The following is a 19,266-nucleotide window of genomic DNA, read 5'->3' as shown; positions in this document are numbered from 1 at the left end:
TCAGCAGGTTAGATGCCGTACTCGGCACGATAGGCTTGTACAGCCGGAAGATACTGCTTGAGTTCAGCATCCTCTGCCAGATATTCCAGTACCTGTTCGAGTGACACAATACTCACTACCGGCATCGCGTAGTCACGCTCAACTTCCTGAATCGCCGAAAGCTCACCTTTACCGCGCTCCTGACGATTCAAAGCAATCAGCACGCCAGCGGCCTGCGCGCTCTGCGCCTGGATGATCTGCATCACCTCACGTATCGCGGTACCTGCAGTGATCACGTCGTCGATGATGAGTACGCGGCCAGCCAGTGGCGCGCCGACCAAGGTGCCGCCTTCGCCGTGATCCTTGGCCTCCTTGCGGTTAAAACACCAGGGCATATCGCGCTGATGATGCTCAGCCAGCGCCACTGCCGTAGTGGCCGCCAATGGAATACCTTTATAGGCTGGGCCGAACAACACATCGAAGTCGATGCCGCTGTCGACCACTGCGGCGGCATAGAAGCGCCCCAGCTGCGCCAGCGCCAAACCGCTGTCAAACAAGCCGGCATTGAAGAAATAAGGACTGATACGCCCGGATTTCAGGGTGAACTGACCAAAACGTAGAACCCCACGCTCGATGGCAAAACGGATGAAATCGCGCTGGTACGCTTGCATGAAAAAGTCCCGAACGGCACGGTTTTACTAGGAAGTTACTTATTAGAGACGAGCTCGGGTATCATACACGCACGTGATTTTTGGGGCCATTTATGCGGATCATCAGTGTGAACGTGAATGGTATTCATGCGGCAGTCGAGCGCGGTTTGCTCAGTTGGCTGCAAGCACAGAATGCCGACGTCATCTGCCTGCAGGACACCCGCGCCTCCGCCTTTGAACTGGACGACCAAGCCTTCCAACTGGATGGCTATTTCCTTTATGCCTGCGATGCAGAAGTACCAAACCAAGGTGGTGTGGCGCTGTATTCGCGGTTGCAACCCAAGGCGGTAATCAGCGGCCTCGGCTTTGAAATGGCCGACCGCTACGGGCGCTACCTGCAGGCTGATTTTGACAAAGTAAGTATTGCCACCCTGCTGATGCCTTCCGGGCAGCAGGGTGACGAGAGCTTGAATCAGAAATTCAAGTTCATGGACGATTTCACCCATTACTTGGACAAGCAGCGCCGTAAGCGCCGCGAGTACATCTATTGTGGCTCGCTCTATGTGGCGCATCAGAAGCTCGACGTGAAGAACTGGCGCGACTGTCAGCAATCACCGGGCTTCCTCGCCCCTGAACGGGCGTGGATGGATGAAGTGATTGGCAGCATGGGCTATGTCGATGCGCTGCGTGAAGTCAGCCGTGAGGGCGATCAGTTCAGCTGGTGGCCAGACAGCGAGCAGGCTGAACTGCTCAACCTGGGCTACCGTTTCGACTATCAGTTGCTCACCCCCGGCCTGCGCCGCAGTATTCGCAGCGCCCGCTTGCCGCACCAGCCGCGCTTCTCACAGCACGCGCCACTGATTGTCGATTACGACTGGATGCTCAGCGTATAGCCTGACAACAGGCAGAAAAAAGCCGACGCATGCGTCGGCTTTTTTGCATCTGGCAAACGCTTATTTGACCAAGCGCCAGGCAAAGGGATAGCGATACGCCTGGCCTTCATTGGCCTTGATTCCAGCAATAATGGTCAACACCAGCGCCGCAATGCTGACCAGCACCAGCAGCGGGAAGCCCACGACCACCACCATCAGCAAGAAACACAGCATCGCCGCCAAGGCCACGCTGATCTGAAAGTTCAGCGCCTCCTTGCCCTGGGCATCAACGAACGGATCAAGGTCCTTCTTGATCTGCCAGACGATCAACGGCCCAAGCAGATTGCCAAAGGGAATCACCAGCCCGAGAAAGGCCGCGAAGTGGCACAACATTGCCCACTGGCGGGCTTCCGGGCCGGGAACCGGCTGTGGCGCTTGAGTCTCGTCGTTCATCATGCCTCTCCTTGGGTTAGCGACTTGCAATACCGCTCAATCAGTCCGCCAACGCCGCCTGTTGCAGCGCGAACAGCTCACTCATACCTTTCTGCGCCAACGCCAGCATGGCATTCAACTCAGCCGGCTGGAACGGCGCGCCTTCGGCAGTACCCTGCACTTCGATGAAACCGCCGCTGCTGGTCATCACCACGTTGAGGTCAGTTTCAGCGGCAGAGTCTTCCAGATAATCCAAGTCCAGCACTGGCTCGCCCTGGTACATACCGACCGACACAGCGGCAATCATCTGCTTGAGCGGGTCGCCACCTTTCAGACCGCCACGTTTCTTGATCACTTTCAGCGCATCAATCACGGCCACCATAGCACCGGTAATCGATGCAGTACGGGTGCCGCCATCGGCCTGGATCACGTCGCAGTCAACATACAGGGTGTTCTCGCCCAGCTTCGACATATCCAGCGCAGCGCGCAGCGAACGACCGATCAAGCGCTGAATTTCCAGGGTGCGGCCACCCTGCTTACCACGGCTGGCTTCACGCTGGTTACGGTCACCGGTGGCACGCGGCAGCATGCCGTACTCGGCGGTCAGCCAGCCCTGCCCCTGGCCTTTCAGGAAGCGCGGAACGCCCGACTCGACACTCACCGTACAAATCACTTTGGTATCGCCAAACTCCACAAGAACCGACCCCTCGGCATGCTTGGTGTAGTTGCGGGTGATACGAATCGAGCGCAACTGATCGGCGGTGCGGCCACTGGGACGTTTCATCTAGGAATACCTACTCTGAATAAAAATCTGCCGGCCATTATAGGGCCGTAAGCCTGTGCTGGCATGCCGAATTGGGAGCGGCCGACGCACTGCGCTACAATCCCGCGCCTTTCGTTACGACTTTTCGCGAGGTTCGCCCCATGATCCATAGCATGACTGCCTTCGCCCGCGCCGAACAGGCGAGTGCCAACGGCACCCTGAGCTGGGAGCTGCGCTCGGTCAACCATCGCTACCTGGAACCTCACCTGCGCCTGCCCGAAGCCTTCCGCGACCTCGAAGGCGCAGTGCGCGAAGCCCTGCGCAATGGCTTGTCGCGCGGCAAAGTCGAATGCACCCTGCGCTTTAGCGATGACAATGCCGGCAAAGCCTTGCAGGTCGATCTAGAGCGCGCCGCGCAGCTGGTCACCGCCGCCGAAAGCGTCGCCAGCCTGATCAAACAGCCCGCCGCGCTTAACCCGCTGGAGGTATTGGGCTGGCCCGGCGTGCTGGTCGCTGATGCCGCCGACCCGCAAGCGCTCAATAAAACCGCACTGACATTGTTCACCGAAGCGCTGGACGAGCTGAAAAAAGGCCGCTTACGTGAAGGTGCCGAACTGGCCAAGCTACTCAACGAGCGCTTGGACAGCATTGCTGGCGAAGTCGTTGCGCTGCGCGAACTGGTACCGCAGATGCTGGCCGCCCAACGGCAGAAGATTCTCGACCGTTGCGCCGAAATGCAGGCCGACCTCGACCCGCAGCGCCTGGAGCAAGAGCTGGTGATGCTCGCGCAGAAAAGCGATGTCGCCGAAGAGCTCGATCGCCTGGTCACCCATGTCAGCGAAGTGCGCCGCGTGCTGAAAACCGGTGGCCAAGCGGGCCGACGCCTGGATTTCCTCATGCAGGAGCTCAACCGCGAAGCCAACACCCTCGGTTCCAAGGCCTTCGACACACGCAGCACCCAGGCCGCCGTCAACTTGAAAGTGCTGATTGAACAGATGCGCGAACAAGTGCAGAACATCGAGTAAGCCAAACCGCCACTGCTACTCTTCGAACAACGCGTCCCAGGACTGATCCATGAGCATAACCACCGGTACCCTGTACATCATTTCTGCCCCCTCCGGCGCGGGCAAGACCAGTCTGGTCAAGGCGCTGATCGACAGCGAAGCGCAGATTCGCGTGTCCGTCTCGCACACCACGCGCGCCATGCGCCCGGGTGAAGTGGACGGCGTGAACTACCACTTCGCCAGCCGCGAGCAGTTTCACGCCATGCTCGACAAAACCGAGTTCCTTGAGCACGCGGAAGTCTTCGGCAACCTCTACGGCACCTCACAGGAATGGGTTAAACAAACCCTGCGCGACGGCTTCGACCTGATCTTGGAGATCGACTGGCAAGGCGCGCAACAGGTACGCCGCTTGATGCCAGAGGCCAAATCGATCTTTATTCTGCCGCCAACCCAAGAAGCCCTGCGCCATCGCCTGACCAATCGTGGCCAGGACAGCGGCGAGATCATCGAGCAGCGCATGCGTGAAGCCGTCAGTGAGATGAGCCACTACGTCGAATATGACTACTTGCTGATCAACGATGACTTCGCCCACGCACTGAGCGACCTAAAGGCTATTTTCCGCGCCAACCGGCTGCTGCAAAGCCCGCAACAGCAACGCCACAGCGGCCTGCTGAGCGAGTTACTGGTCTGACTTATCGTGCAGCGCTAAATCAATGCTTCCCTTAATGCTGGTGATTTTTTAGACTATTCAGTCCGCTCGCCCATTTGGGCCCAGCTCTATTACGCATTTGCTACGAGGAACACCATGGCTCGCGTTACCGTCGAAGATTGCCTGGATCACGTTGATAACCGCTTCGAGCTGGTCATGCTCGCTACCAAGCGCTCACGCCAACTGGCTACCGGTGGCAAAGAGCCGATGCTGGCTTGGGAAAACGACAAGCCAACCGTGGTCGCGCTGCGTGAAATCGCCGCGGGCCTGATGAGCTATGACGTCATCGCCCAAGAGGAAATCGTTGAGGAAGAGCCGCTGTTTGCCGCATTCGAGGAAGAGGCTAACGAGCCTCTGTAAGCCTATGCCGGGTCGACGTCGTCAGGCGCAGGGTCATCTGAATCGGCAAGGGGAATACCCATGCCGAGCATAGACGTCCTCGCCGGCAGACTTTCGACCTACCTCGACGACGACCAGGTTAACTTGGTCCGTCGCGCCTACTTCTACGCCGAACAAGCCCACGACGGCCAACGCCGCCGCAGCGGCGAAGCCTACGTCACCCACCCTCTGGCTGTGGCGTGGATCCTGGCAGACATGCACATGGACCATCAGAGCCTGATGGCTGCGATGCTGCATGACGTGATCGAAGACACCGGCATCGCCAAGGAAGCACTGGACACCCAGTTTGGCGAATCCGTGGCCGAGTTGGTCGACGGGGTCAGCAAACTGACCCAGATGAACTTCGAAACCAAGGCCGAGGCGCAGGCGGAAAACTTCCAGAAGATGGCCATGGCCATGGCCCGCGATATCCGCGTGATCCTGGTCAAGCTGGCCGATCGTCTGCACAACATGCGCACCCTGGAGGTGCTGTCCGGCGAAAAGCGCCGGCGCATCGCCAAAGAAACCCTGGAAATCTACGCGCCAATTGCCAACCGCCTGGGCATGCACAGCATGCGCGTCGAGTTCGAAGACCTGGGCTTTAAAGCCATGCACCCGATGCGCTCCGAGCGTATCCGCGCAGCGGTCAAGCGCGCTCGGGGCAACCGCAAGGAAATCGTCAACAAGATCGAAGAATCGATCCTCCATTGCCTGGCTCGCGAAGGCATGGAAGGCGAGGTGTCGGGCCGCGAGAAGCACCTCTACGGCATCTACCAGAAAATGCGCGGCAAGCGCCGGGCGTTCAACGAAATCATGGACGTTTACGCCTTCCGCATTGTCGTTGACAAGGTCGACACCTGTTACCGCGTACTCGGTGCCGTGCACAACCTGTACAAGCCCCTGCCCGGCCGCTTCAAGGACTACATCGCGATACCCAAGGCCAACGGCTACCAGTCGCTGCACACCACGCTGTTCGGCATGCACGGCGTACCGATCGAGATCCAGATCCGTACCCGCGAGATGGAAGAGCTGGCCAACAACGGCATCGCCGCGCACTCGCTGTACAAATCCAACGAGGAAGACCTGCCCAAGGGCAGCCACGCCCGCGCGCGGCAATGGGTCAAAGGCGTGCTGGAAATGCAGCAGCGCGCCGGCAACTCGCTGGAGTTTATTGAGAGCGTGAAGATCGACCTGTTCCCGGACGAGGTCTACGTGTTCACGCCCAAGGGGCGCATCATGGAGCTGCCGAAAGGCTCCACGGCGGTCGACTTCGCCTACGCGGTGCACACCGACGTCGGCAATACCTGCATTGCCTGCCGCATCAACCGCCGCCTGGCACCGCTGTCGCAAGCCCTGGAAAGCGGCTCGACAGTGGAAATTGTCAGCGCACCGGGCGCTCGGCCAAACCCGGCCTGGTTGAACTTCGTGGTCACGGGCAAGGCCCGCACGCATATTCGCCATGCGCTGAAACTGCAGCGCCGTTCAGAGTCCATCAGCCTAGGCGAACGCCTGTTGAACAAGGTCCTCGCCAGCTTCAACAGCCACATCGAGAGGCTCGCGCCGGAACGCGTGCAGGCCGTACTCGCCGAATACCATCAGGATGTGCTCGAAGACCTGCTCGAAGACATCGGCCTGGGCAACCGCATGGCCTATGTGGTGGCGCGCCGCCTGCTCAGCGACAGCGGCGAAGCCCTGCCAAGCAGCGAAGGCCCGCTGGCCATTCGCGGCACCGAGGGCCTGGTGTTGAGCTATGCCAAGTGTTGCACGCCGATTCCGGGCGATCCGATTGTCGGCCATCTGTCTGCCGGCAAAGGCATGGTGGTGCACCTGGACAGCTGCAAGAACATCGGCGAGATCCGCCACAATCCAGAAAAATGCATCCAGCTGTCCTGGGCCAAGGATGTCACCGGCGAATTCAATGTCGAATTGCGCGTCGAACTGGAGCACCAGCGCGGCCTGATTGCCCTGCTGGCCGGCAGCGTCAATGCCGCCGATGGCAATATCGAGAAAATCAGCATGGACGAGCGCGACGGCCGCATCAGCGTGGTTCAGTTGGTAGTCAGCGTGCACGACCGTGTGCACCTGGCCCGCGTGATCAAGAAGCTGCGCGGCCTGATTGGGGTCATCCGCATCACCCGCGCCCGCGGCTGACCCGCCGCTGGGCTAACCGCAGCAATCAGCCGCCAGCTGTATTTTGACAGCAGCTGTGGCTTTCACCCAACCTAGGCAATCTAACTGGCAGTGCGCCAATGCGCGCTGCAGTGTTCTTCCACATCAACTTTGCAGGAGTTCCCATGAGCAAGAGCGTTATCACCAGCGACAAGGCCCCGGCCGCTATCGGCACTTACTCCCAGGCAATCAAGGCAGGCAATACCGTCTACATGTCCGGGCAGATTCCGCTGGATCCAAAAACCATGGAACTGGTGGAAGGCTTCGAAGCCCAGACCGTGCAGGTGTTCGAGAACCTCAAGTCCGTCGCTGAAGCGGCTGGCGGCTCGTTCAAGGACATCGTCAAACTGAACATCTTCCTGACTGACCTGTCGCACTTCGCCACGGTCAATGAAGTCATGGGCCGTTACTTCGAGCAGCCTTACCCAGCTCGCGCCGCCATCGGCGTTGCCGCTCTGCCGCGTGGTTCGCAGGTGGAAATGGACGCGATTCTGGTACTCGAATAAGTCCCTCGGCGGGGCCGCTGCCCCGCCCTTTCCTCTCGAGGACGCGCCATGCGTTGCCTGTTTGCTGCCCTGTTATTCAGCGCGCTACTCAATGGCTGTGCCAGCACGCCGCAAGACCCTAACGGTACCTGGATCAACCAAGCCGCCATTGATGCTGCTGTCGAAGGGGGCAGCCTACGTGAGGCCCTGCTCGCCTATGGCCCTAATCTGGAATGGCAGATTGATAGCCCACGCCAGCAGGCCAGTTTCAGCAACGGCTTCGAGCGCGGCGAAGGCACCTTCGTACGCCAGGCCGATGGTCACCTAAACGTGCACTTCTACGCTGACGATCAAGAGTCCCTGAGTCTTAACGAGCGCGAACTGGTTCAGGCGCAAAGCGCTACCTGGCCCGAGCAACACTTTGTCCGTGCCCCAGCAACCCCCAAGCCACTTGCGCCACCCGGCAGCAGCTTCGTACACGCCTTGTACAGCGCCTACCTCGGCGGCAGCTGGCTGATCGAGGAGGGTTTGGGTAAAGGTGGTCTGGTGATATTTCAGGCCGACGGCGGCGTGCAAGGCCTACCCGGCGCCGAACGCTATGCGCTGTGCCTGGCAGGCGACTGCGCGGCCATGAGCGGCGAATCCGACAGCCTCTGGCTGCAACAGGGTGAGCAAGGGCACAGCTGGCTGTTTGAGCGTGAAGGCGATCAGCTGCGGGTTTTCACTGCACTCAATCGCGCCCAGATCGATGAAATGCCCGACTACTACAAAGGCCAGCAACGCTGGTTGCTAGTCAAACGCTAAACCACGCTGAGTAACAGCCTACAACTGCTGCAGAATCTCCCAATAGCCTTCGCGATAACTCGGGTACCGCGGCTGCCAGCCTAGGGCTTTGGCGCGAGCGTTGCTGCAACGCTTGCTGCCGGCGCGGCGCACAGTGGCGGTCTCGGACCAGTGCTCGACAGCCAACTGCTCGCGCAACCAGGCCACCACCTCGTGCAGCGGTGCCGGCTGATCATCAACGCCGATATAGCAGTCATCCAGCGCCACCCCACGGGCATCGGCCTGCAGTAGATAGGCCAATAGCCCAGCCGCATCATCAACATGAATGCGATTGGCATACAGCGGCGGCTCGCTAACCACCCGATAACCCTGGCGTACCTGCTTGAGCAGCCATTCGCGGCCCGGCCCATAAAGCCCGGTAAGGCGTATCACGCTGGCCGGCAGCCCGCTGTGCAAGGCCACTTGCTCAGCTTCACGCATGATTCGCCCGGAATAGCTCTCGGCTTCAGCCGGCGAGCTTTCATCGACCCATTCGCCCTGCAACTGACCGTATACGCCGCTACTGGAAACAAACAGCAGGCGCTTGGGCCGCTGGCCGTGTTGCGCCAACCAGTCGAGGACCCGGCGCAAACCGTCAACATAAGCGGCGCGATAGCCCGCCTCATCGCGCTCGGTAGCCGCAGCGCAATACACCAGGTAATCCAGCGGTTCGCTCGGCCAGGCAGCTGGGCAGGCGTCTGCATGCAGATCACCGGCAACCGGGCGAATGCCTTCAGGCAGCAACGCCACCGAGCGGCGCAGGCCATACACAGTCCAGCCCGCCGTGTTCAGCTGCTGGCCCAGACGGCTACCGACATCACCACAGCCAGCAATCAAGAGTGTTTTACGCATCGACTCGCCAGCTCCCTGATCATTCATTACGGTACCAATGCCACCAGCCCGGCCTGCTGCACCAACTCCAGCAGCGGTTGCGGGTACACCCCAAGGAAGAAGGCTAGCACGGCCACCACCAGCAACATGATGCCGCCGGCGCGCTGCGCCCAGTCAAACGGTGCATCGTGGCGATGCATGTTGGGCTCGGCCATAAACAGGGTGACCATCACCCGCAGGTAATAAAACACGCCAATGGCGCTGCCGATCACCAGCGCAGCGAGCAGCCACCACTGCTGCGACTGCACGCCAGCGGCGACCACGTAGAACTTGCCGATAAAACCAGCCGTGAGCGGAATACCCGCCAGCGACAGCATCATCACCGTGAGCACGGCCGTCAGGTAGGGACGGCGCCAGAACAAGCCACGGTATTCAAACAAGGCATCCGCATCGCGGCCACTGTAGGGCGTGGACATCAGGGTGATCACGCCGAAGGCGCCGAGACTGGTCAGCACATAGGTCGCCAGGTACACACCCACCGCTTCCACGGCCAGGCCTTTGCTGGCGATCAGCGCCACTAGCAGGTAGCCGAAGTGGGCGATGGAGGAATAACCGAGCAGGCGCTTGAGGTTGTTCTGCAACAGCGCCAGCAGGTTGCCGAAGATGATCGAGGCAATGGCGATCAGCGTCAGCAGCTCATTCAACCAGCCGCCCGCCATCGCCGGCGACATCTGATACAGGCGCAGCAGCACGGCAAATACCGCCACCTTGCTGGCCGTGGCGAGAAACGCTGCCACCGGCGCTGGCGCGCCTTCGTAGACATCCGGCGTCCACAGATGGAACGGCACCAACGATAGCTTGAAGGCCAGGCCGATCAGCATCATGCCCACGCCTAACTGCGCGAGCATGCTCGGCAGACCATCGGCGGCCAACTGGGCACCGATACCGGCGAAAGTCAGGCTGCCCGATTCGGCATACAGCAGCGCCATGCCAAACAGCAAAAACGCGCTGCCTGCGGCCGACAACACCATGTACTTGATGCCGGCTTCCAGCGAGCGTTTGTTGAAGAAGGCGTAGGCGATCATGCCGTAGGTCGGCACCGACAGCAGCTCCAGGCCGATAAACAGCCCGGCCAGATGCTGCGCGCTGACCAGCACCAGGCCACCGGCAGCAGAGAGCAGCATCAGCAGGTACAGCTCTTCACGGTTGCCCGGATAGCCCTTACCGGACTCACCGCCCAAATAGGCATGGGTCAGGGTGACGCAGGCCAGGGTCGCGGCCAGCACCAGCGCCATGTAATAGCAGGCGAACTTATCCACCAGCAACAGCGGCGTGACCTGAATGGGCGTGACTTCAAGCGCCGGCAGCAGCGACAGCAGCGCCAGGTTGAGGCCCAGCACCGACAGGCCAAAGGTCAGGGTGTGGTGGCGCTTCCAGGCGATGGCCAGCATCACCAGCACCACGGTGGCGCTGGTGATCAGCAACGGCAGCAGCGCGATGAAATGTTGAGTCGTCAGTTGCATAGCATGGCTTTCCATTAAGCCGCTCACCGGGCCAGAACAGGTTGATTGAGGGCGTTACCCAGCCACTGCTGCACGCCTTGCATGCTGGCAGCGGAGGTATCGAGCACCGGTTGCGGGTAAACCCCCAGCAGGATCAGCAGCACGGCGAGGCCAAGCACCATACTCAACTCGCGTAGCTGCAAACCAGGCAATGCGCTATCCGCCTTGGCCGGGCCGAAGTAGGCACGGTGAATCATGATCAGCGCGTACACCGAGCCAAACACCAGGCCGGTGGCGGCCACCACGGTGACCCACGGTGCGCCCTGGAAGCTGCCGAGCAGAATCAGAAACTCACCAACAAAGTTGCCTGTGCCCGGCAGACCCAGCGCCGCCGCGGCGAAGAACAGGCTGAGCGCCGGTAGCCAAGGCATACGCGCCCAGATACCGCCCATTTCGCGCATGTCGCGGGTGTGCAGGCGCTCATACAGCTGGCCGCAGAGGATAAACAGCGCCGCCGCCGACAAGCCGTGGGCGAGCATCTGCACCACCGCGCCCTGCAGGGCGATCTCGCTGGCGGAATAAATCGCGATCAGCACAAAGCCCATGTGCGACACGCTGGAGTAGGCCACCAGGCGCTTGATGTCGGTCTGCGCGAACGACAGCAGCGCGCCATAAATGATGGCGAACACCCCGAGCCACTGGGCGATCGGGGCAAACTCCGCCGAGGCATTGGGGAATAGCGGCAGGGCAAAGCGCAGCAGGCCATACGCCGCGGTTTTCAGCAGGATGCCGGCCAGGTCCACCGAACCGGCCGTCGGCGCCTGGGCGTGGGCATCCGGCAGCCAGGAGTGGAACGGCACCACCGGGAACTTCACCGCAAAGGCGATAAAGAAACCGAGCATCAGGATGTATTCGGTGCCGGCGCTCATCTTGGTTTGCAGCAGGTCGGCGTAGTTAAACGTCAGCACGCCGGTCTGCTCGAAGTGCACAAACACCAGGCCGAGAATCGCCAGCAACATGATCAGGCCGCTGGCCTGGGTGAAGATAAAGAACTTGGTGGCCGCGGTAATACGCGTCTTGCCGTCACTGCCGCTATGACCCCAGAGCGCGATGAGGAAGTACATCGGCACCAGCATCATTTCCCAGAAGAAGAAGAACAGGAACAGGTCGACCGCGAGAAACACGCCGACCACGCCACCGAGAATCCACATCAGGTTGAGGTGAAAGAAGCCAACACGCTTCTGGATCTCGCTCCACGAGCACAATACCGAGAGCACGCCGAGCAGGCCGGTGAGGCTGATCATCAGCACCGACAGGCCATCCAGCGCCAGGTGAATGCTGATACCGAAACGCTCGATCCACGGCAGCTGAAACTCGGCCGCCCACTGCGGCGCCGCGCCCGGCCCATTACCAGGAGCAGGCGCCAGGCTGAAGTCACCCGTGGCCCACAGCCACAGGCCTAGAGCAAACAACAGGCCCATGGTTAATAAGGCAATCCAGCGTGGCAGAACATTGCCGAAGCGCTCGAACAGCCAGCACAGCAGGCCGCCGATAAAGGGGATCAGGATTAGCCAAGGCAGAATCATGACGGGCTATTTTCCTTAATTCAGAAACAGGAGGACGGCGAGCACCAGTACGGCACCCCCGGCAATCGATGTGGCGTACCAGCGCACCTGGCCGGTTTCGCTGCTGGCCAGCAAGGCGTTGCCGCCACGCACAAGAAACGGAATCAGACCAATGCTGCGGTCGATCGGGTCACGCCCGAGCAGCCGGCAAAGCAGCAAATACGGCTGCACAAACAGCTTGTCGTAAAGCCAGTCGAAGCCCCAGGCAGCGAACCACCAGGCCGAGAGGAAACGCCCGGGCGCACTCTGCGCCAGCGCCGTAGCGAAGCGGCGCTTACCGAGGAACAGCAGCGCGGCGAGCACGATGCCGATGATGGCGATGGCCCCAGAGGCGATTTCCAGGCTGTGTTTGGCCTCACCACCGGCATGCCCAACGCTTTGCGGCAACACGCCAGCCAGCGGTGGGCTGATCAGCGCACCGATAAAGGTCGACAACACAATCAGGGTCACCAGCGGCAGCCAATGGGCGACGCCGTGGCCAGCATGCGCTTCGGTTTTTTGCTCGCCGTGGAAGGCGATAAAGATCAGGCGGAAGGTGTAGAGCGAGGTCAGGAATGCGCCCATCAAGCCGGCATAGAGCAGCCACTGATGACCGCTGGCAAAGGCCTCCCAGAGGATTTCATCCTTGGAGTAGAAGCCGGCGGTGATCAGCGGCAACGCCGCCAATGCCGCGCCGCCGACGATAAAGCTGGCGTAGGCCAATGGCAGCTTCTTCCACAGCCCGCCCATCTTGAAGATGTTTTGCTCGTGGTGGCAGGCATTGATCACCGCACCGGAAGCCAGGAACAGCAGCGCTTTGAAGAAGGCATGGGTCATCAGGTGGAAGATCGCCGCATCCCAGGCCCCGACGCCCAAGGCGAGGAACATGTAGCCGATCTGGCTCATGGTCGAGTAGGCGAGGATGCGCTTGATGTCGGTCTGCACCAGCGCGGCAAAACCGGCCAACACCAAGGTGATGCCGCCGACTATGCCGACCAACTCGAGGATGTCCGGGGTCAGCAGGAACAGGCCGTGGGTGCGCGCAATCAGGTAAACGCCGGCGGTGACCATGGTCGCCGCGTGGATCAGTGCCGACACCGGGGTCGGGCCTGCCATCGCGTCGGCCAGCCAGGTCTGCAGCGGCAACTGGGCGGATTTACCCACCGCGCCACCGAGCAGCATCAGCGTGGCGATCCACAACCAGCTGTCACCTTGCACATACTTCTGCGGGGCCAAGACCATCAGCTCCTGAATATTCAGGGTGCCCAGATGGAGGAACAGGATAAACAGGCCGATGGCCATAAATACGTCGCCGACGCGGGTGACGATAAACGCCTTGAGCGCCGCGTTGCCGTTGGCCGGGTGCTTGAAGTAAAAGCCGATCAGCAGGTAGGAACACAGGCCCACGCCTTCCCAGCCGAAGTACAGCATCAGCAGATTGTCGCCGAGTACTAGCAGCAGCATGCTGAAGATAAACAGGTTGGTGTAGGCGAAAAAGCGCGAGTAGCCCTCTTCTCCGCGCATGTACCAGCTGGCGAACAGGTGGATCAAAAAGCCGACGCCAGTCACCACGCCGAGCATGGTCACGGACAAGCCATCCAGATACAGGGTGAAGCTCGGCGCGAAGCCGCCGACATCCATCCACTGCCACAGCACCTGGGTGAATACGCCGTTTGCCGGCGGGTTGAGGTTGAACTGCACAATCACCCAAGCCGACGTTAATGCAGACAGACCCACCGAACCGACGCCAATCAGCGCCGAGAGGTTTTCGGAGAAACGCCCACGGGAGAAGGCCAGCAGGAACCAGCCCAGCAGCGGAAACAGGCACGTCAAAAATAGAAGGTTCATCCGCGCATCTCGCTGGCAGCGTCGACATCCAGGGTGTTGAAGCGGCGATACAGCTGCAGCAGGATCGCCAAGCCAATACTGGCTTCCGCCGCCGCCAGGGTGATCACCAGAATAAACATCACCTGGCCGTCAGGCTGGGCCCAGCGGCTGCCGGCCACAACAAAGGCCAGGGCAGTGGCATTCATCATCACTTCCAGGCTCATCAGCACGAAGAGGATATTGCGTCGCACCATCAGGCCAATCAGGCCAAGACTGAACAGCACGCCGGCCAAAGCCAAGCCATGCTCCATGGGAATCGCATTCATACGGTGGGCTCCTTGGCATCGTGGCGGCCGAGGTGGTAGGCCGCGACCAATGCCGCCAGCAGCAGCATCGAGGCCAGCTCCACCGCCAGCAGATACGGCCCGTACAGAGCGATACCAACGGCTTTCGCCTCGATAGTTTGCAAACCGATAGCTCCACCACTCGGCGACTGGAACAGCACATAGAGCAACTGCCCCAGCAGCAACGCCGAGAGAATCGCCGGGCCAACCCAAATACCCGGAGTCAGCCACTGCCGCTCTTGCTCCACCGCAGGCGGGCCGAGGTTGAGCATCATCACCACAAACACGAACAGCACCATGATCGCGCCGGCATAAACGATGATCTCCAGCGCCCCGGCAAAAGGCGCACCGAGGGCGAAGAAGGTCATGGCCACGGCCAGCAACGAGAGAATCAGGTACAGCAAGGCATGCACCGGATTGCTCGCGGTAATCACCCTGAATGTGGCCGCCACGGCAACGCCGGCGGCGAGGTAGAAAGCGAATGCCATTAGAGGCTCCTCATAACGCCCCTCGCCCACTTATGGGAGAGGGGCTGGGGGAGAAGGTATTGATTCGAGGCGCAACAGGTCATGGCAACAACCCCTTGACGTTAATCGGCTCGGCCTCGTTTTGTGCGGCGCCTTTCGGCTTGCCGGCGATGGCCATACCGGCGACGCGGTAGAAGTTGTAGTCCGGGTTCTTGCCTGGGCCGGAAATCAGCAAATCTTCTTTCTCGTAGACCAAGTCCTGGCGCTTGTACTCGCCCATCTCGAAATCCGGGGTGAGCTGGATCGCAGTGGTCGGGCAGGCTTCTTCACAGAGGCCACAGAAGATGCAGCGTGAGAAGTTGATGCGGAAGAAATCCGGGTACCAGCGGCCGTCCTCGGTTTCAGCCTTCTGCAACGAGATACAGCCCACCGGACAGGCCACCGCGCACAGGTTGCAGGCCACGCAGCGCTCTTCGCCATCGGGGTCGCGAGTCAAGACGATACGGCCGCGATAGCGCGGCGGCAGGTACACCGCTTCTTCCGGGTATTGCAAGGTGTCGCGCTTGCGGAAGCCGTGACTAAACACCATGACCATGCTGCGTAACTGGGTGTAGGTGCCGGTCACAACGGCTTTGATATAGCTAAACATGTGTACGTCTCCTTACTGGGCCGTCGCCAGCACAACAGCGCCGGTCACCAGCAGGTTGATCAGGGTCAGCGGTAGACAGAACTTCCAGCTGAAGGCCATGACCTGGTCATACCGTGGCCGTGGAATCGAGGCGCGCAGCAGGATGAAGATCATGATGAAGAAGCAGGTCTTCAGGGCGAACCAGAAGAACGGAATCTGTGGCAGGATGCCGAACGGGCCATGCCAGCCGCCGAAGAACAGGGTTACCAGCAGCGCCGAAATGGTCACGATGCCGATGTACTCGCCAACGAAGAACATGCCCCATTTCATCCCGGCATATTCGATGTGATAACCGTCGGCCAGCTCCTGCTCGGCTTCCGGCTGATCGAACGGGTGACGGTGAGTCACCGCCACGCCGGCAATAAAGAAGGTACAGAAGCCGAAGAACTGCGGAATGATGAACCAGAGGTTCTCGGCCTGATAATCGACGATATCGCGCATATTGAACGAGCCCACCTGGGCGACGATGCCCATCAGCGCCAGGGCCAGAAACACCTCGTAAGACACGGTTTGCGCCGAAGCGCGCAGCGCGCCGAGCAGGGCGAACTTGTTGTTACTCGCCCAGCCGGCAAACAGCACCGCATACACCGACAACCCGGCCATGGCGAAGAAGAACAGGATGCCGATGTTCAGGTCGGCCACGCCCCAGCTCGGGGTGATCGGGATGATCGCGAAGGCCATCAGCATGGCGGCGAAGGCGATCATCGGCGCGAGGATAAAGATGAACTTGTCGGCAAACGGTGGCGTCCAGTCTTCCTTGAAGAACATTTTGATCATGTCGGCAGCGATCTGAAACATACCGAACGGCCCAACCCGGTTCGGGCCGTAACGGTCCTGCCACCAACCGAGCAAACGGCGTTCGACAAAGCTCAGCAGCGCACCACAGACCACCACCACCAGCAGAATCACGATGGCCTTGAGCACGGCAATCAGCACGTCCAGCACCTCAGGCGTCAGCCAACTCATTGCGCGGCCTCCTGCAGATTGCTGACCACTACACCGGCAACCTGCGCCGGAATACCGGGCAAACCAAGCGGCAGGCCAATCACGCCAATGGCCAGCTCTTCGGTGACCTGCAGCGGCAGACGCAGGGTCTGCCCCGCCACGCTCAGGCTGAGCAGTGCGCCGTCATTCACGCCCAGGCGATCCGCTTCGGCCTTGGCCAGCAGCGCATAGGGCGCAGGCATCCGCTCCTGCAGCGGCGCAGCCTTGGCTGAGGTTTCTTCACTGCCAAACAGGTGATGCAGCGCGACCACTTCCAGCGTGCCAGGTGCTGGGTTGAACGCGGCGGGCACGTTGAACCAGGGCAACGCCACGCCTTGGACGGTGAGCAAGCGCACACCAGGATCGCCGGCACGCAGGTGGCCGCCGACTTCGTCCTGAAACTTGTTCCAGGCTTGTGGCGAGTTCCAGCCTGGCGCCCAGGCGAAGGGAATCTGCTGACGGGCCTCAACACTGCCGGAATAGCCTTCCATGGAGAAGGCAAAGGCTGAGTCCTGATCCTGCGGCTGACGCGGCTCATGCACGCTGATATTGGCGCGCATCGCGGTGCGGCCACTGTAACGGTGCGGCTCACGGGCCAGCTTCAGGCCCTTGATGCGAAACGAAGCCTTCGGTGCGGCTTCGCCGATACGCGCCAGCAGGCTGTTGCTGGCCGCGCAGGCGGTGGTGACTTCATCCAGTTGCGTCCAGTCGAGCGGCTTACCCAGCAAGGTGCTGTGCAAGGCATGCAGCCAGCGCCAGCCTTCACGGATGAGAATACTGGCGTCGTAGTAGCTCGGCTCGAACACCTGAAAGAAGCGCTGGGCACGGCCTTCAAAGCTGACCAAGGTGCCGTCGCCTTCGGCGAAGCTGGCCACGGGCAGCAGCAGATGGGCTTTTTCGCTGGTGGCGGTGTGCTGATGATCGGCGACGATCACCACCTGCGCGGCAGCCAGTGCGGCATCGACCTTGCCAGCCTCGGCGCGGCGATACAGGTCGTTCTCCAGCACGATCAGCGCATCAGCCTGACCCGCTGTGAGCGCCTGCAGTGCGGCGTCCACCGAGCTGTCGGCAGCGCTTTCGCCCAGCAGCAGGGCCAGGCCCATGCTGTTGGCCTCCGGCACCACCAAGCTGATCGAGGCGTTCTTCTCACGGTTTTTCAATGCGCTGGCGATGTTGGCTGCGGCTTCGATGATCTCCCGGCTGCCCGACGAGGCCCCGGAGACGATCAGCGGACGCTTGGCTTCCAGCAACGCCTCGGCGATCAGCTCGACCAGCTCGACCACGTCGGCATCCAGGCCGTTAACGGCTGGCGCGCTGGCGTCGATGGCGTGGGCCACGGCAAAGCCGATACGGGCCAGATCAACCGGCGCGGCATGCACGCAGGCTTCGGCAATATCATCCAGGCGGGTGGCGGTGACGCTGGCAATAAACAGCGGGTGCAGCGCATCCTGCGCGACGTTCTGTACCGCCGCCATGTGCCACTCTTGAATCTTCGCCGCGGCGGCGATTTCTGTGGCCTTGCCTTTAACCGTCTGGCGTAGGGCCAGGGCCAGGCGTGCGGCGGTCTGGGTGAGGTCTTCACCGAGGACAAACACCGCATCGTGGTTTTCCACTTCGCGCAGAGTCGGCACCGGCAGCGGGCCGTTTTGCAGGATGTCGCGGATCAGCTGGATATTCGCCAGCTCACAAGCCGCGATACCGCTGTAGTAGTTGGCCTCGCCGACCAACTCGCGCAGGGCAAAGTTGCTTTCCAGGCTGGCGCGTGGCGAGCCGATACCGATCAGCCGCTTGCCTTTGAGTAGCTCAGCGGCTTTATCCAGCGCGGCGTCGATGCCCAGCTTTTCGCTGCCACCCGCTTTATTTACAAGCACTGGCTGACGCGGACGGTCTTCGCGGTTGGTGAAGCCATAACCGAAGCGGCCACGGTCGCAGAGGAAATACTGGTTCACATCGCCGTTGAAGCGATTCTCGATACGGCGAATCTCACCGTAGCGCTCGCCAGGGCTGGTGTTACAGCCGCTGGCGCAGCCATGGCAGATGCTCGGGGCAAACTGCATGTCCCACTTGCGGTTGTAGCGCTCGGAGTGGGTTTTGTCGGTGAACACCCCAGTCGGGCAGACCTCGACCAGGTTGCCGGAGAACTCGCTTTCCAGCGTGCCGTCTTCGACACGGCCGAAGTAGACGTTGTCGTGCGCGCCGTAGACGCCGAGGTCGGTACCGCCGGCGTAATCCTTGTAGTAACGCACGCAGCGGTAGCAGGCGATGCAGCGGTTCATCTCATGGGCGATAAACGGGCCGAGCTGCTGGTTCTGGTGGGTGCGCTTGGTAAAGCGATAACGGCGCTGGTTGTGGCCGGTCATCACGGTCATGTCTTGCAGGTGGCAATGACCACCCTCCTCGCACACCGGGCAGTCGTGCGGGTGGTTGGTCATCAACCATTCGACGACGCTGGCGCGGAAGGCCTTGGACTCTTCATCGTCGATGCTGATCCAGGTGTTGTCGGTGGCCGGGGTCATGCAGGACATAACGATGCGCCCGCGCGTATCGTTTTCATCGCTGTACTGCTTGACCGCGCACTGGCGGCAGGCGCCGACGCTGCCGAGCGCCGGGTGCCAGCAGAAGTAAGGGATATCAAGACCGAGGGACAGGCAGGCCTGCAGCAGGTTGTCCGCCCCATCGACTTCGAAATCGTTGCCGTCTACGTGGATAGTGGCCATGGTTCAAGTGTCTTCTTTACCCGCGTGAGCAGGCTTGGC

At 60.9% G+C, this 19,266-nt stretch carries 19 protein-coding genes; 7 read left to right on the top strand and 12 right to left on the bottom strand.

Features of this window, described 5'->3' with window-relative positions:
• Positions 1–8 precede the first annotated feature (8 nt).
• Positions 9–650, bottom strand: a complete 642-nt coding sequence (gene pyrE, locus Q0V31_RS06755; protein WP_298185981.1) for an orotate phosphoribosyltransferase — start codon at positions 648–650, stop codon at positions 9–11.
• Positions 651–742: 92 nt separating this feature from the next.
• Between pyrE and Q0V31_RS06750 the strand changes: the two genes are divergently transcribed.
• The gene (locus tag Q0V31_RS06750; protein ID WP_298185977.1) at positions 743–1,522 is read left to right on the top strand and encodes an exodeoxyribonuclease III; all 780 of its coding nucleotides are present in this window, start codon (positions 743–745) and stop codon (positions 1,520–1,522) included.
• A 60-nt stretch (positions 1,523–1,582) separates the two neighbouring features.
• On the opposite strand, the gene Q0V31_RS06745 is transcribed toward Q0V31_RS06750, so the two are convergent.
• Both Q0V31_RS06745 and rph read right to left on the bottom strand, forming a co-directional pair.
• Positions 1,583–1,954 (bottom strand): DUF4870 domain-containing protein, encoded by a 372-nt coding sequence (locus tag Q0V31_RS06745; protein ID WP_298185974.1) that lies wholly within the window; start codon positions 1,952–1,954, stop codon positions 1,583–1,585.
• A 40-nt stretch (positions 1,955–1,994) separates the two neighbouring features.
• Positions 1,995–2,717, bottom strand: coding sequence for a ribonuclease PH (gene rph, locus Q0V31_RS06740; protein ID WP_298185971.1), 723 nt, complete (start codon positions 2,715–2,717; stop codon positions 1,995–1,997).
• A 140-nt stretch (positions 2,718–2,857) separates the two neighbouring features.
• Here rph and Q0V31_RS06735 point away from each other — a divergent pair, with 140 nt between their 5' ends.
• The 6 genes from Q0V31_RS06735 to Q0V31_RS06710 all read left to right on the top strand — a co-directional run bounded on the left by Q0V31_RS06735 (position 2,858) and on the right by Q0V31_RS06710 (position 8,245).
• On the top strand, positions 2,858–3,721 hold the full coding sequence (locus tag Q0V31_RS06735) for a YicC/YloC family endoribonuclease (RefSeq protein WP_298185969.1): 864 nt from the start codon (positions 2,858–2,860) through the stop codon (positions 3,719–3,721).
• A 49-nt stretch (positions 3,722–3,770) separates the two neighbouring features.
• A complete protein-coding gene (gene gmk, locus Q0V31_RS06730; protein ID WP_298185967.1) occupies positions 3,771–4,391 on the top strand; it encodes a guanylate kinase in 621 nt (206 codons plus the stop codon).
• Between the two features lie 114 nt (positions 4,392–4,505).
• Positions 4,506–4,769, top strand: coding sequence for a DNA-directed RNA polymerase subunit omega (gene rpoZ / locus Q0V31_RS06725; protein ID WP_298185962.1), 264 nt, complete (start codon positions 4,506–4,508; stop codon positions 4,767–4,769).
• A gap of 60 nt (positions 4,770–4,829) precedes the next feature.
• Positions 4,830–6,938, top strand: coding sequence for a bifunctional GTP diphosphokinase/guanosine-3',5'-bis pyrophosphate 3'-pyrophosphohydrolase (spoT, locus tag Q0V31_RS06720; RefSeq protein ID WP_298185960.1), 2,109 nt, complete (start codon positions 4,830–4,832; stop codon positions 6,936–6,938).
• A 143-nt stretch (positions 6,939–7,081) separates the two neighbouring features.
• A complete protein-coding gene (locus tag Q0V31_RS06715) occupies positions 7,082–7,462 on the top strand; it encodes a RidA family protein (protein WP_298185958.1) in 381 nt (126 codons plus the stop codon).
• A gap of 48 nt (positions 7,463–7,510) precedes the next feature.
• A complete protein-coding gene (locus Q0V31_RS06710) occupies positions 7,511–8,245 on the top strand; it encodes a hypothetical protein (RefSeq protein WP_298185955.1) in 735 nt (244 codons plus the stop codon).
• A gap of 18 nt (positions 8,246–8,263) precedes the next feature.
• Here the strand turns inward: Q0V31_RS06710 and Q0V31_RS06705 are convergent, their stop codons facing one another.
• From Q0V31_RS06705 to nuoG, 9 genes are all read right to left on the bottom strand, one after another.
• Positions 8,264–9,115: an SDR family oxidoreductase gene (locus Q0V31_RS06705; protein WP_298185953.1), complete on the bottom strand. Its 852-nt coding sequence runs from the start codon at positions 9,113–9,115 to the stop codon at positions 8,264–8,266.
• Between the two features lie 26 nt (positions 9,116–9,141).
• A complete protein-coding gene (gene nuoN / locus Q0V31_RS06700) occupies positions 9,142–10,617 on the bottom strand; it encodes an NADH-quinone oxidoreductase subunit NuoN (protein ID WP_298185951.1) in 1,476 nt (491 codons plus the stop codon).
• Between the two features lie 23 nt (positions 10,618–10,640).
• Positions 10,641–12,182, bottom strand: a complete 1,542-nt coding sequence (gene nuoM / locus Q0V31_RS06695; protein ID WP_298185948.1) for an NADH-quinone oxidoreductase subunit M — start codon at positions 12,180–12,182, stop codon at positions 10,641–10,643.
• Between the two features lie 15 nt (positions 12,183–12,197).
• On the bottom strand, positions 12,198–14,048 hold the full coding sequence (gene nuoL / locus Q0V31_RS06690; protein WP_298185946.1) for an NADH-quinone oxidoreductase subunit L: 1,851 nt from the start codon (positions 14,046–14,048) through the stop codon (positions 12,198–12,200).
• On the bottom strand, positions 14,045–14,353 hold the full coding sequence (gene nuoK / locus Q0V31_RS06685; protein WP_090240724.1) for an NADH-quinone oxidoreductase subunit NuoK: 309 nt from the start codon (positions 14,351–14,353) through the stop codon (positions 14,045–14,047). Before nuoK ends, nuoL begins: the two co-directional genes overlap by 4 nt.
• A complete protein-coding gene (gene nuoJ / locus Q0V31_RS06680) occupies positions 14,350–14,859 on the bottom strand; it encodes an NADH-quinone oxidoreductase subunit J (RefSeq protein ID WP_298185941.1) in 510 nt (169 codons plus the stop codon). The genes nuoK and nuoJ overlap by 4 nt, the downstream gene beginning before the upstream one ends.
• Before the next feature lie 79 nt (positions 14,860–14,938).
• The gene (gene nuoI / locus Q0V31_RS06675) at positions 14,939–15,487 is read right to left on the bottom strand and encodes an NADH-quinone oxidoreductase subunit NuoI (protein ID WP_298185939.1); all 549 of its coding nucleotides are present in this window, start codon (positions 15,485–15,487) and stop codon (positions 14,939–14,941) included.
• A gap of 12 nt (positions 15,488–15,499) precedes the next feature.
• Positions 15,500–16,492 carry an NADH-quinone oxidoreductase subunit NuoH gene (nuoH, locus tag Q0V31_RS06670; RefSeq protein WP_298185937.1) on the bottom strand — a complete coding sequence of 331 codons (993 nt, stop codon included), beginning with the start codon at positions 16,490–16,492 and terminating at the stop codon, positions 15,500–15,502.
• Positions 16,489–19,227 (bottom strand): NADH-quinone oxidoreductase subunit NuoG, encoded by a 2,739-nt coding sequence (gene nuoG / locus Q0V31_RS06665; protein WP_298185935.1) that lies wholly within the window; start codon positions 19,225–19,227, stop codon positions 16,489–16,491. Before nuoG ends, nuoH begins: the two co-directional genes overlap by 4 nt.
• Positions 19,228–19,266: the final 39 nt, after the last annotated feature.

Source organism: uncultured Pseudomonas sp. (assembly GCF_943846705.1).
Lineage (GTDB): Bacteria > Pseudomonadota > Gammaproteobacteria > Pseudomonadales > Pseudomonadaceae > Aquipseudomonas.
The sequence above is the reverse complement of the archived record's forward strand: the minus strand, read 5'-3'. Positions and strand labels throughout refer to the sequence as shown.